Origin of the sequence: Paenibacillus terrae (genome assembly GCF_000943545.1) — a bacterium.
Classification (GTDB): Bacteria; Bacillota; Bacilli; order Paenibacillales; family Paenibacillaceae; genus Paenibacillus; species Paenibacillus terrae_A.
In genome coordinates, this window is record NZ_JTHP01000004.1 from 84,827 (window position 1) to 97,709 (window position 12,883).

General features: G+C 47.5%; 12 protein-coding genes. All 12 read right to left on the minus strand.

From position 1 onward, the window contains the following. Positions 1-36: 36 nt before the first annotated feature. Positions 37-825 carry a FliA/WhiG family RNA polymerase sigma factor gene (locus QD47_RS03725; RefSeq protein ID WP_013309911.1) on the minus strand — a complete coding sequence of 263 codons (789 nt, stop codon included), beginning with the start codon at positions 823-825 and terminating at the stop codon, positions 37-39. A gap of 5 nt (positions 826-830) precedes the next feature. Beyond that, positions 831-1,253, minus strand: coding sequence for a hypothetical protein (locus QD47_RS03730; protein WP_044644852.1), 423 nt, complete (start codon positions 1,251-1,253; stop codon positions 831-833). A gap of 2 nt (positions 1,254-1,255) precedes the next feature. Further along, a complete protein-coding gene (locus QD47_RS03735; RefSeq protein WP_025684946.1) occupies positions 1,256-1,753 on the minus strand; it encodes a chemotaxis protein CheD in 498 nt (165 codons plus the stop codon). Continuing rightward, complete coding sequence (locus QD47_RS03740; RefSeq protein ID WP_044644853.1) at positions 1,746-2,372, minus strand: chemotaxis protein CheC; 627 nt, start codon at positions 2,370-2,372, stop codon at positions 1,746-1,748. The genes QD47_RS03735 and QD47_RS03740 overlap by 8 nt, the downstream gene beginning before the upstream one ends. Before the next feature lie 3 nt (positions 2,373-2,375). Then, the gene (locus QD47_RS03745; protein WP_014281101.1) at positions 2,376-2,837 is read right to left on the minus strand and encodes a chemotaxis protein CheW; all 462 of its coding nucleotides are present in this window, start codon (positions 2,835-2,837) and stop codon (positions 2,376-2,378) included. Between the two features lie 62 nt (positions 2,838-2,899). After that, positions 2,900-4,999, minus strand: coding sequence for a chemotaxis protein CheA (locus QD47_RS03750; RefSeq protein ID WP_044644854.1), 2,100 nt, complete (start codon positions 4,997-4,999; stop codon positions 2,900-2,902). A 33-nt stretch (positions 5,000-5,032) separates the two neighbouring features. Beyond that, positions 5,033-6,574, minus strand: coding sequence for a chemotaxis protein CheB (locus QD47_RS03755; RefSeq protein ID WP_044644855.1), 1,542 nt, complete (start codon positions 6,572-6,574; stop codon positions 5,033-5,035). A 30-nt stretch (positions 6,575-6,604) separates the two neighbouring features. After that, positions 6,605-7,492: a MinD/ParA family protein gene (locus QD47_RS03760; RefSeq protein ID WP_044644856.1), complete on the minus strand. Its 888-nt coding sequence runs from the start codon at positions 7,490-7,492 to the stop codon at positions 6,605-6,607. Continuing rightward, a complete protein-coding gene (gene flhF, locus QD47_RS03765) occupies positions 7,489-8,925 on the minus strand; it encodes a flagellar biosynthesis protein FlhF (protein ID WP_044644857.1) in 1,437 nt (478 codons plus the stop codon). The genes QD47_RS03760 and flhF overlap by 4 nt, the downstream gene beginning before the upstream one ends. Continuing rightward, on the minus strand, positions 8,922-10,955 hold the full coding sequence (gene flhA / locus QD47_RS03770) for a flagellar biosynthesis protein FlhA (protein WP_044644858.1): 2,034 nt from the start codon (positions 10,953-10,955) through the stop codon (positions 8,922-8,924). Before flhA ends, flhF begins: the two co-directional genes overlap by 4 nt. 23 nt (positions 10,956-10,978) lie before the next feature. Then, positions 10,979-12,091, minus strand: a complete 1,113-nt coding sequence (gene flhB / locus QD47_RS03775) for a flagellar biosynthesis protein FlhB (protein WP_044644859.1) — start codon at positions 12,089-12,091, stop codon at positions 10,979-10,981. After that, positions 12,091-12,876 (minus strand): flagellar biosynthetic protein FliR, encoded by a 786-nt coding sequence (gene fliR, locus QD47_RS03780; protein WP_044644860.1) that lies wholly within the window; start codon positions 12,874-12,876, stop codon positions 12,091-12,093. Before fliR ends, flhB begins: the two co-directional genes overlap by 1 nt. Positions 12,877-12,883 lie beyond the last annotated feature (7 nt).

A 12,883-nucleotide genomic window follows, 5' to 3' on the forward strand; every position in this document is an offset into this window, starting at 1 on the left:
CCTTCCGTCTAACTGTTACTGTAACCTCCCGTACGTTTAATCTTTACGCATTAGCAGATCCCGCTGTTTGTCCAGTGTCGCCCTCAGCCGCAATATGGCTTTGGAATGTAGTTGTGAAATACGCGAAGGGGAAAGCGACATGACCTCAGCAATTTCACTGAGAGACAAATCCTCGTAATACAATAAAGAAACAACGATACGTTCTTTTTCAGTCAATTTGTCAATGCCTTGTGCAAGGGCATCACGAAGTGTAAATTCATTGACCTTGTGATCCGGATTTTTCGCCTTTTCATCCACTAAAAGGGAAAGTCGTGTCTCCGATTCTTCTTCGCGGATCGGATCCTCCAGTGAAACGATCGACATAACAGCGACCTCCTGGATCATATTTTGAAACTCTTTTTCGGAGACGTCCAAATAATGACTCATCTCTTCGTCACTTACCGTGCGTAAGTATCTCTGCTCCAGATGCTGGTAGGCATCCTCAATTTTTTTCGCTTTTTCCCTGACCGAACGTGGAACCCAATCTCCTTGGCGAAGACCATCCAAAATCGCTCCTCGAACGCGCCAGGAAGCATAAGTCTCAAACTGCAAACCACGTTCATAGTCAAACTTTTCAAGAGCATCAATCAAGCCCATGACACCGTTACTGGCCAGGTCATCCTTAGATACATTTTTAGGCAAACCTACTGCAAGGCGTCCCGATACATATTCCACAATATGGAGGTACTTTTCAATTAGCTGCTTTTTTGCTTCCTTGTCACCGTGTTCTTTCCATTGCTCCCACAGTTCGGAATGGTTTAAATGAGCGGCTTTTCGCTCGTTCATCGGCTTCACCCTCCTTGTTTGTCTGTCAGGTGACGAACGGCCTTGGCCAATTCTTCAGGGTCCTTGTTTGAAACCAGCTTAGGCGGGTTTAAAGGCGCAAAACCGGTGTTTTTCCCGTCCGTCTGCTCTGGTTTCGGCTTCAACAATTCATTCAGGTTTTCATCTTCGTCTGGTGTCGTCAGGTCCAGATTCCCCCCTACGCCATCCACCTGAGAGCTTGCCCGGTTTTGGGCATTACCCAGATCTGGCCGCGCTACGACACCCAGTGTCCAGCGCAGCACAAATGCAAGCAGGAACCAAAAAACGAAAGCGACCAAGCCACGAATTAAGCTCGTGGTCAGCAGATTGCTGCCAGTGGACAACACAAAAGTCAGAATAAATCCGACTACTCCAGACCAAAGATTAATGCGTAAGCTGCCAAATAACATGATTATAATTCCTTTACACCTTTTTGTACGCTTCGAATATTCAAAACGCCAGTTTCACAGTCCAGCTCAATCGTTCGGCCATAACTACCACCTGTATCCTCCGCAAGCAGAGGAATACCGAGATCTACGAGCATTTCCTTGCATGACTCCACATTGCGCGGACCAATTCGCATGGTGTCCCCGCTGCCGGCAAAGGCGAACATTTGCGCTCCCCCTGCCATTTTGGCGACCAATCGGCGGCGTTCGGCTCCCAATTTCAGCATCCGCTCAAATAGCTCCGGCAACGCGGTATCGGCATATTTGGCGATGTTAAGCTGCCCTTCACGCGCAATGTCTGAGGACGGTAGCATTACATGTGCCATACCAGCCAGTTTTAAATGAGGATCGTAGAGGGTCAATCCGACGCAGGAACCAAGTCCTGTCGTGCGAATCGAGTTTGGATTGCTGGTTACGTTCAAGTCTGCCATGCCCACTTTGATGATGCTTTTATCCTCAATCATCGTTCATCGGGACTCCTAACGACCTGAATATTTTACCAAACGATTCCGGATCCGGAATCAGGAAAAATTGACCCTCAATCTGATTCTGCCCCTCCAGAAACGTTGTGTCAATCAACAGGGCTGCATCCCCCATCTGACCAAACTGCAACAATCCGTAGCTGAGAATGGCCCCGGCCATATCCAAAGCTAGTGCGGGAACCGTCGGATACATGGACAACCGGGTGAAATCGGCCAACGAGGACAAGTATGAACCCGCTAAAATATTCCCGATTTCAGACAGAGCCGAATGCTCCATTTCGTTAAAGCTGTCCTCATCATCCGAGGGAATATTCGCAAGCCGGGAAAGCAGACTTTTTGCCGCATGGGGTTGCAATATGAAAAAGAGATTACCTGGAGCTTCGCCCTCGACTCTGAAAAATATAGCAACGACAAGTTGCTCATTCCCGCCGACCTTTTCGGCAATTTCCTCAAAAGGCAGCATCTGTACTTTAGGTACGCCCATATCAACCGGTTTATTCAGAAGTCGGGAGAGCGCTGTAGCGGCGTTCCCCGAACCAATGTTACCGACTTCCTTCAAAACATCCAACTTGAAATCTTCGAGATTTTCAAGATTTTCCATAAATTAATCCTCTAAGCCTTCCAGTTGGTTCATTTCACTCCGATTCAGCACCTCAGACAAATTCAGCATGATGAGCAAGCGCTCTTCACCGATTTTAGCGACTCCACGCAAATATTTAGCCTTGACTCCGCCAACGACTTCTGGTGGTGTCTCAATGTTGTCGGTATTCAGGTCGATTACGTCGTTCGCCGAATCAACGATAAAGCCGACTTGCATCTCACCCACTGCAACGATGATAATTCGGGTTTGATCGGTATACTCCGCCTCAGACAATCCAAAACGACCACGCAGATCAATAACGGGAATGACCACGCCTCTCATATTGAATACGCCTTTGACAAAATCGTATGTTCTTGGAACACGTGTAATCGGCACCATGCGCTCAATGGATTGGACTTTTTCTACTTCGACACCGTATTCCTCTTCACCAAGTTTAAATACGATAACTTTAATTTCTTCTCCCATGTCTAAAAACCCTCCTTATGGATGTCAGCAATTTCACATTTCTTTCATTTTTAATGAAGACATTATTTAATGAAAACATTAGGGTCAATGATCAAAGCAACCTGACCGTCACCCAGAATCGTGGCCCCTGAAATTCCTTGGATGTTCGGAAGGTACTTGCCCAGGTTTTTAAGGACAATTTCACTTTGTCCCAAAAAGTCCTGAACAGAAAGAGCTGCCAGACGGTCACCCTTGCGGATAACAACAACCTCTGTCTCTTCTTCTTCATCCTCATTGAAGTCTGGTACTTCAAACAGCTGACTCAAGGAGATAAGCGGAATATGGGATTCGCGGAAAGCGATCATTTTGTTGCCGTGTACAGAACGGATTTGTGTCCGTTTGACGATCGCAGTCTCCACAATAGAAGACAACGGAATCGCATATTTTTCGGAACCGATCTGTATCATCATGGCCGCAATAATGGATAGTGTCAGTGGCAACTGCACAGAAAAATTGGTACCTTTACCCAGAACGGAATGAATCGTAACATTACCACCAAGGGAAGTGATTTTAGATTTAACTACATCGAGTCCAACGCCGCGTCCTGAAACGTCCGAAATGACCTCAGCTGTACTGAATCCCGGAGCGAAAAGTACCTGATGGGCCTCTTCATCGCTCATTGCAGCTGCTTGTTCCTCAGTCATAATCCCTTTGGAAATGGCACTTTTCAGTACCTTCTCACGATTAATGCCGCTTCCATCGTCTTCAATCTCGATGAACACGTTATTGCCACTGTGGAAAGCACGTAAATGAACTGTTCCTGTCTCCGGTTTGCCTGCCGCAATACGGGTCGCTACTGGCTCAATGCCGTGATCCACAGAGTTGCGCAGTAAATGCACTAGCGGATCACCGATTTCGTCGATTACGGTACGGTCCATTTCAGTGTCCGCGCCAGTAATGACCAAATCCAGCTTTTTATCCAGCGATTTGGCCAGGTCGCGCACCATACGCGGGAAACGATTGAAAACCGTGTCCACGGGTACCATCCGCAATTTAAGCACAACATTTTGCAGGTCACTGCTTACGCGGCTCATATGTTCTACCGTTTCAGTCAGCGCCGGATTAGAAGCCTCACTCGCCAGCTGCTCCAATCGTACACGGTCAATAAGCAATTCACTGAACAAATTCATCAATACATCCAAACGTTCAATGTCTACACGAATCGTACGGTTGTGCGTAGGTGCTGCAGGCTTGGCTACTTGAGCTTTACCATCAGCTGGCTTCGCACCGGAGGCCGCAGTTGGAGACTGCGGCTGGGATGCAGCGGACTGTTGTTGTACAGCTACCAGGGCTTCCTGCACCGCAGCAGTCTCTGCCAGCCCAGCCTTGACTTCGCTCATTTGCTTAAGCGATTCCTGATCCAACTGTACAACGGAGACGGATTCGATTTCGGAAATACCAGCGATTTCCTTCTCCAGCTCTCCTACCTCTTTCTGCGTTATGTAATATAACGAGAAATTTTGTTCGAATTTCTCCTGCTCAATATCCTGTACAGACGGATAAGCTTTTACGATTTCACCGGAGTTCTCCAGCGTATTAAATACCATAAAGGCACGTGCAGCCTTCAACTGGCTTTCTGAGCTAATCGTTACCTGTATATAATGAACCCGATGCCCTTCAGAAATAGATTGCTCCAGTACAGAATACTGGAATTGATCCAGCACAAGACCCGCGCTTTCGCTATCTGCCGCTTTTTTCGGCGTAACCGCCTCAGTAACAGCATCTGTGCCAGATTTTTGGAAATCGCCGCGCACGATGGATTGCAGTGAAGCTACAATAGAGGATACATCCGCTTTTCCATCGCCACCCTCTGTAATGTTCTGTACCATGGACTCCAACGCATCCAACCCTTTAAAAAAGGTATCGAATATAAATTCCTGCATCGCAAGCTTGTTGTTACGTACCAGATCAAGAACGTTTTCCATTTGGTGAGTGAGCGATGCCAGGTCTTCAAAACCCATTGTAGCAGCCATTCCTTTGAGGGTATGGGCAGACCGGAAAATCACCTGAACGATGCTCAGATCGGTAGGACAACTTTCCAGTTGAAGCATTTTTTCGTTAAGAGATTGCAGATGATCATTCGACTCATCAATAAACATGTTTAAATATTGGTTCATGTCCATTGTGAGACACCTCCTCCATGAGTTACACTCCGATTATTTCACAACTTGTACAAGCTTGGGGGCGATCTCCTGCATCGGCAGAAGGTGGCGCACACATTTTAACTCTACAGCCGAGCGGGGCATTCCGTACACTACGCAAGTTTCCTCATTTTCAGCAAATGTGGATTGTACCCCTGCATCATAAAGCTTTTTCATCATCTTAGCCCCGTCGCTTCCCATGCCAGTCAGCAACACCAGATGCCGTTCCAGAGAGGTTAACGGGAGTAACGATTCGAACATCGTGTCAACAGAAGGACGGTGACCGTTACGAGCTTCTTCCGTCTTCAGTGATACGGTGTATTTACCACTGGCTCCCGGCACAATTCTCAATTGATATCCTCCCGGAGCAATATAAGCTGTTCCGGTCTCCAACGTCATCCCCTGCTCAGCTTCAACCACCCGGAGCGGACTCAACGTATTCAGACGCTGTGCCAGCGAACGGGTAAAGTTTGGCGGCATATGCTGCACGATGACAATCGGAGCGGGAAAATCCCCGGGAATGTGTTCCAGCAACGTCTTGAGCGCACGCGGCCCCCCCGTAGAACATCCGACCGCCACCAGCTTGCGAAAGTTGGGCGAATATACTCCTCCTTTTTTAAGAGAGAACCCCTTAGGCGCTGCTGGAACTATTGGTGCCGTCACTGGGGGCGTAGCAGCCATAGAAGCAACTGGAGCCGAAGGAACCGGCGTAGACACCGTTTTTCGAGGCTCCGGCTTGATTAGCCCTCCCTTATCCGTGGCGTGCAGCGATTTGGCTGCAGTCGTATCGGAAATATTCAGTTGCCCTGGCGTACGTTCAGTTGCCTTAGATGGCTCCTCCTTCTTCTGCGTAGCAGGCGCTTGCGCCGTCTTCCGTGGCTGGGCGACCGGCTTACTTAAACGGCTGTCAGGCACAGAGCTGCCCGTCTGTGGCCGTTTCTGTTCCGGCTTGGCTGCCGGAACAGACTTGCCAGTATCCCGCTTCGGCGGAACCGGTGCAGCAGTTGCAGAAGCAATCGGTGCAATAAGAGCCTTACCTTCCGCTCCCTTGTCAGCCACAGCTTGTCCTTCTGGAGTCTGCTCCAGCGGCGTTTTTTTCGCTTGTTCCAGCGCCGCTTTTCGTTCGTTAGCTTCCTTGCGCTCCAATCGGCTGCGGACTGCTTGCATAGCGGTGTGCATCTGCTCCAATAGCGCCTTGCCCACCTGCTGGATATCCTGAGCATGAGAGACGGAGGGCTTCCGTATAAAATCGAAAGCTCCTGCTTCCAGGGCCATAATGGTCTCCTTCATACCTTGTTCATTAATACCAGAGAGCATAATGACCGGAAGCGGATGGGCCGCCATAATCAGAGGGAGCGCTTCAAGGCCATTCATTTCAGGCATCTCGACATCCATTGTGACCAGGTCAGGCTGTAGCTCCTTCACTTTCTCTACTGCCTCTTTGCCGTTGGCGGCTGTACCTGCGATGTCGAACGAATCATCCCTTACAATTAAATCTGAAACAATTTTGCGCATAAAGGCCGAATCATCCACAACCAGCACCCGGTAAGCACACATGTTAAACACCTCTGTTTCCTTTCATCAAAATCATTGCGCCGAACGCCGCAACCATTTTTGCATAAACCCTTTGATTCCGCTTAAAGCACCTGAATGTGGAGCCTGTGGCATCGCTGCAAAACGATGCGCCAGATTCAACACATCTCTGGATGCCGTACATCCCGGATAAGCAATTGAAAAAGGCACCTGCCTTTTGACTGCCTGCATGACATGAATGTCATCACTGATATGTCCCAGCAACGGAATGTCGATCTCCAAAAAGCGTCGCGCAACCAGCGCTATCTTATCGGCAACTTGACGGGCCTCATTATCGTTATCGGCACGATTGACTATAATTTTGAATACTGTATCCTTTTGCAATCCACTGACGACTTTGATCAGCGCATAGGCATCCGTTAAAGACGTCGGCTCTGGCGTAGTTACGACCATACATTCGTCAGCGGATGTGATAAATTTAAGGTTTTCTTTAGATAACCCCGCACCGGTGTCAAACAAAACATAATCCATATCTGCGGCAATTTTCTCCACCTCATCGGCAAAATAGTTCAAATCGTCATCGGATAACGTAAACAGCTCGCTCAAGCCAGATCCTCCAGCAATATAAGGCAAGCCTCCTACGCCCGTTTGAACAATTTCGGCCATTGATTTTTCACGTTTTAACAGGTGAAGAAGATTGTATCTTGAATTGGCACCCATCAACACATCAATATTGGCCATACCGATATCTGCATCAAATACGAGTACCTTTCGGCCAAGCGATTGCAAGGCCAAAGCAAAATTAAGGGTGAAATTAGATTTGCCCACACCACCCTTACCACTAGTGACTGTCACTATTTTCGCATGACGATTACGTGCAGGCAGTCGATACTTATCTAGGGCTGAAGCCATTTGTCTAAGAGATTGGGCTTGGTCACTCATACAGAATCCTCAGTATCTCCTGACGATTCTGTGGTTCCGAACAGCAGGTTTGTCACCATTTCTGTATCTGGATGCAGTAGATCGTCAGGTACATTTTGACCGTTCGTAATATAGGCCAGTTGCATAGGAAACTGGTGCAACAGATTAAACATACCACCACAACTACCTGTCTCATCCATTTTGGTAAATACAACCTTACCAAGGCCAAACTTACTGAAATGTCCGGTTATGTTGAGCATATCCTTGCTTTTGGACGTTAGGCTAAGCACCAGATACGTCTCACTTTCCTTAATAGGTGAAAGCAGACTTTGCAATTCCGAAACGAGCAGCTCATTACGGTAATTTCGTCCTGCAGTATCCATCAGGATCAAGTCACAATGCTCCAGACGTTGAATAGCTCTGTGAACATCTCCGGGAGATTGCACGACTTCAAGCGGCACATTCAAAATCGTAGCGTATGTACGCAGCTGTTCGACAGCCGAGATACGGTACGTGTCAGAGGTAATAAATCCGACTTTGCGGTGATGCTTAAACAGCTGTTCTGCTGCTAGCTTGGCAATGGTCGTCGTTTTTCCCACTCCGGTTGGACCTGCCACATACACAATTTTGGTATCTTTTGAGATGCCCTTGTCCAGCCTTTCCCGAATAAATCCGGCCACTTCTGCACGAAGAGCATGTTCCCAATCAAAAGATTCAGGATCAGACGGATGCTCACTTCGGCGCTCATATACCCGTTCAAGCCAATGCTCCAGCAAATCGCGTTCCACTTCCTGCTCCAGCATACGCTCACAAATCTTTTGTAACGGTTCCGGCCAAGTATTTTCCATCACAGAATTGCGGGAAATTCGAGTCATCATAGCTTTCATTTCCCGTAATTCATTAAGCAGGGCTTGATTTTCCTCTGCCCCTATCTTGTCTGGAACGCTTGCCTCCGGAGTTAGCTTAAACAATCCGTTGGATGTTTCCTTTTTCGGAACCGCTGCTTTGTTGTTAAAAACTTCATTTTCTGTTTCCACACTATAACCAGCCCCGTATGAAGAACGCTCTAAGCTTGAGACAGCTTGTTCGGAGCCAGCCAGCAAATCAGCCAGCCCCTCTTTGGAACTGTTCGTCATCTGCGTTACCCGTCGATAGGCTTCAGGAGCGGCTTGTCTAGGAACCACTGGTGACGATGGTACTTCCTGCTGCTCAGGAGCATTTATGGGTGGAAAAGCCTCAACCGACTGCTGCTGTGACGGTTGAAGCCGTCGTGGTTTTTGAAGCTGCTCCTCTACCGCAGCGACGACTTCGATTTTCTTTTTTCCGAACATACCCATGAATCCGCCGATCTTCATTTCCTTGGTGCTCAAAATGACGGCATCCGTTCCGAAGTCACCTCTGATTTGCATCATGGCCTCCGGCATTGTATCCACTACATATCGTTTCACTCTCATAAGTTCACCACCCCGACACTTTGAATTTCAACGTTCGGCTCCAGCTCACTGTACGACAGTACCGGGACATCCTGCATCGTACGTTCCATCACTTGCCGCAAATACATACGAATCGTTGGTGATGTTAATACGATAGGCTGCTGCCCGGATTGAATGAGACGATTGATTTGCTCCATCATCCTTTGATACACCGTCTGCGTTGATACCGGATCAAGTGCCAGATAGCTGCCCTGCTCCGACTGTTGCACGCTTTCGGCAATTTTCTTCTCCAGCCCTGGTCCCACGGTAATGACACGTAGCGTCTCTCCCTGCTGGGCGAACTGTTGTGTAATCTGGCGAGATAACGCCTGGCGAACATATTCAGTCAGCACGTCCGGATCTTTTGTATAAGTGCCGTAATCAGCCAGCGTTTCGAAAATGGTCACCATATCGCGGATGGAGATTTTTTCTTTTAACAGCTTGGCCAGCACTTTTTGTACATCTCCAATCGCCAACACGGAAGGAATAAGATCGTCCACAAGCACCGGATAATTTTCCTTGAGATTGTCGACCAGCGACCGCGTTTCCTGTCTGCCAAGCAACTCGTGGGCATGTTTCTTGATCGTTTCCGTCAAATGAGTAGCTACAACCGAAGGAGGGTCCACAACCGTGTAACCGGACAGCTCCGCAACATCCTTGGTATTCTCATCAATCCAGAGCGCAGGCAATCCGAAGGCTGGTTCTGTCGTTTCGATGCCTGTAATGGAATCGTCGTCGTATCCCGGGCTCATTGCCAGATAATGGTTTAACAGCAATTCCCCGCCGCCTACCGTATTGCCTTTAATCTTGATTACATACTCGTTCGGCTTGAGCTGGATATTGTCCCGTATACGAATGACCGGCACAACCAAGCCTAGTTCCAGCGCACATTGACGACGGATCATAATAATCCGGTCTAGCAAATCCCCGCCCTGCTGCGTATCAGCCAGCGGAATCAGCCCGTATCCAAACTCGAATTCGATCGGATCGACCTGAAGCAAATTAATGACACTTTCCGGACTGCGCACCTCTTCAATCTGTTGCTCTTCTTCCATCTGTTCATCAGCAATCTGCTTACGTTCCATATTGCCCTGCATTCTTCGGGCCGCAAAAAACAGAAGAACAGCCAGTGGAAGGGTCGTAATGATATGAATAGGAGTAAACAAGCCCAACAAAGCAATCGTGGCAGCCACGATGTAAATTAGCTTTGGATATGAAAAGAGCTGCTCCGTCAAATCATCCGCCAAGTTTCCATCAGATGTAGCTCGTGTAACGATCAGACCTGACGCTGTGGATATGAGCAACGCGGGGATCTGGCTAACCAGTCCATCACCAATGGTCAGAACGGAGTAAGTCGACAGCGCCTCCTGAAACCCTTTACCCTGAACAGCCATACCGATAATAAAACCGCCGACCAGGTTGATAATCAAAATGATAATACTGGCAATGGCGTCACCTTTAACAAATTTGCTGGCACCATCCATTGCTCCGTAAAAATCCGCTTCTCGTTCGATTTTACTGCGCCGTTCACGGGCTTGCTGTTCGTTGATCAGACCTGCATTCAGGTCGGCATCAATACTCATTTGTTTACCCGGCATCGCGTCCAGCGTAAACCGTGCACCTACCTCAGCAACCCGCTCGGAGCCCTTAGTGATCACGATAAACTGCACAACCACAAGAATCAGGAAGACAACAAAACCGACCGCAATTTGTCCACCTGCAATCCAACTACCAAACGTAGCCACGACTTCCCCGGCATGTCCCTCACCTAAAATGAGCTTGGTCGTAGAAATATTAAGCGCCAGACGAAATAAGGTTGTGATGAGCAGCAATGAAGGAAAAATAGAGAACTGTAAAGCTTCCTTCGTGTTCATGGACACAAGTAGAATCATCAAAGCAATCGATATGTTGATCACGAGCAAAATGTCGAGCAACCATGAAGGGATCGGTAGAATCATCATAAGAACGATGCCGATGACGCCTGCAAGGACGGTTATTTCTTTTATTTTCACGGGTCTCTTGGCCTCCGATCCCTTTATTTCACTTTACCTTTTAATTTATATACATACGCCAGCACTTCGGCAACAGCCTGGAACAGATCAGCTGGAATGGCATCCCCGATTTCGGCTCTTTGAAACAGCGCCCGTGCCAGCGGCTTGTTTTCCATCGTTATAACGCCGTTTTGCTTGGCAATTTCCTTAATTCGGAGCGCTACGTAATCTTGCCCTTTCGCAATAATCTGCGGCGCATCCATCTCCGAACCGTCATATTTCAAAGCCACAGCAAAGTGCGTAGGGTTGGTAATGATGACATCTGCATTGGGAACTTCCTGCATCATGCGCTGCATAGCCATTCGGCGCTGTCGTTCACGAATTTTCCCTTTGATCAGCGGGTCACCTTCCATTTTCTTGTATTCATCCTTGATATCCTGTTTGGACATTTTTAGATTTTTCTCATGCTCATAGCGTTGATACATATAATCCAATACTGCTAAAACGAACAGCACCACACCAATTTTAAGTCCCAGCTCCATTGTTAATGAAGCCGTAAAGCTCAACATCTGGTCACCGGACATTTCGGCCAGCTTGGGTAAGTCTGCTTTTGTTTTCCACAGCACGCTGTACACCAGATAACCGATCACGGTCATTTTTAAAACAGATTTGAGGAATTCGACCAGTGACCGCATGGAAAAAATATTTTTAAATCCTTTAATCGGGTCAATCTTGCTAAATTTGGGCGTAATCCCCTCTCCGGTTAACAAGAAACCGATCTGCATGTAATTTGCCACTATCCCGATGACAATGGCCCCAATAAAAATAGGAGCCAGCATAATCATGATTTGCACGCCATACTCACCCATCATCAGCATTGTAGTGTTCGGCGTTACTTCCATCGATAACCGATTTACAAAAATATCCCGAAACAAGCGAACCGCATGATCCTTGAAATACCCGCCGAAAATCATAAGGCAGAAAAACGTTACCAGCAAGACACCCGCCGCGGGCAATTCCATACTTTTGGCAACCTGCCCTTTTTGCCTGGCATCCTGTTTCTTTTTGGGTGTGGCTTTTTCCGTTTTTTCCCCTGAGAACAACTGCAGGTTCATAGCATATTTAAATGACAAACTACGTTCCCCCAAACCAGACATTAAGGACGGTTGCCCATAATATCCAACAAGTTGCGCATGGATTCGAACATCACAGTAAACAATTTTTCAAAGATAAAAGCAAAACTCGGCATAAGAAGCAATAACATGAACAGTCCCACAATAATTTTGAGCGGCACACCAATAACAAAAATGTTAAACTGGGGAGCCGTTTTAGCCAAAAATCCGAGTCCCACATCCGTTAAAAAAGTAGCTACTACTATAGGAGCAGCAATTTGAAAAGCCAGCATAAAAGATTCAGCAAAGGAACGGATCAGAAATTCCGTCACACTGCCTCCATACAGCTTTACAAAAAAATCATTCGTCAGCGGCACCCAATCATAGCTGTATAATATAGCGTTTATCAGGTGATGATGCCCGTTTAAGCTTAAGAAGAGCAACACGGCTATCGCAAACTTGAAATTTCCCGTTAAAGGCGACGAAGCTCCTGTCATCGGGTCAAACACACTGGCCATCCCGAAACCCACCTGAAGGTCAATAAAGGAACCTGCGGTTTGGATCGCTGTCATGAATAAATAAGCGGTAAAACCCAGCAACAACCCAATCAACACCTCGCGACCCACCAACAGCACATACGCTGCATCCGTCGGTACTTGCTGATGCGTACCATAAGTGAGATACACGATCAATGCGAGAAATCCCGATATACCAACCTTAAAGATATTAGGTACTCCTCGGGTCGAAAAAATAGGCGCTACTACAAAAAACGAGGTAATCCGACAAAAAATCAGCAAAAAAACAGGAAAACTCTGTAACAACATGTCCATAACTTCA

What these genes read in the sequence shown, in the direction of transcription:
- QD47_RS03725 (WP_013309911.1), bottom strand. Translation starts at nt 825, where the DNA reads ATGAACGAGCGAAAAGCCGCTCATTTAAACCATTCCGAACTGTGGGAG.
- QD47_RS03730 (WP_044644852.1), bottom strand. Translation starts at nt 1,253, where the DNA reads ATGTTATTTGGCAGCTTACGCATTAATCTTTGGTCTGGAGTAGTCGGA.
- QD47_RS03735 (WP_025684946.1), bottom strand. Translation starts at nt 1,753, where the DNA reads ATGATTGAGGATAAAAGCATCATCAAAGTGGGCATGGCAGACTTGAAC.
- QD47_RS03740 (WP_044644853.1), bottom strand. Translation starts at nt 2,372, where the DNA reads ATGGAAAATCTTGAAAATCTCGAAGATTTCAAGTTGGATGTTTTGAAG.
- QD47_RS03745 (WP_014281101.1), bottom strand. Translation starts at nt 2,837, where the DNA reads ATGGGAGAAGAAATTAAAGTTATCGTATTTAAACTTGGTGAAGAGGAA.
- QD47_RS03750 (WP_044644854.1), bottom strand. Translation starts at nt 4,999, where the DNA reads ATGGACATGAACCAATATTTAAACATGTTTATTGATGAGTCGAATGAT.
- QD47_RS03755 (WP_044644855.1), bottom strand. Translation starts at nt 6,574, where the DNA reads ATGTGTGCTTACCGGGTGCTGGTTGTGGATGATTCGGCCTTTATGCGC.
- QD47_RS03760 (WP_044644856.1), bottom strand. Translation starts at nt 7,492, where the DNA reads ATGAGTGACCAAGCCCAATCTCTTAGACAAATGGCTTCAGCCCTAGAT.
- flhF (WP_044644857.1), bottom strand. Translation starts at nt 8,925, where the DNA reads ATGAGAGTGAAACGATATGTAGTGGATACAATGCCGGAGGCCATGATG.
- flhB (WP_044644859.1), bottom strand. Translation starts at nt 12,091, where the DNA reads ATGTCTGGTTTGGGGGAACGTAGTTTGTCATTTAAATATGCTATGAAC.
- fliR (WP_044644860.1), bottom strand. Translation starts at nt 12,876, where the DNA reads ATGGACATGTTGTTACAGAGTTTTCCTGTTTTTTTGCTGATTTTTTGT.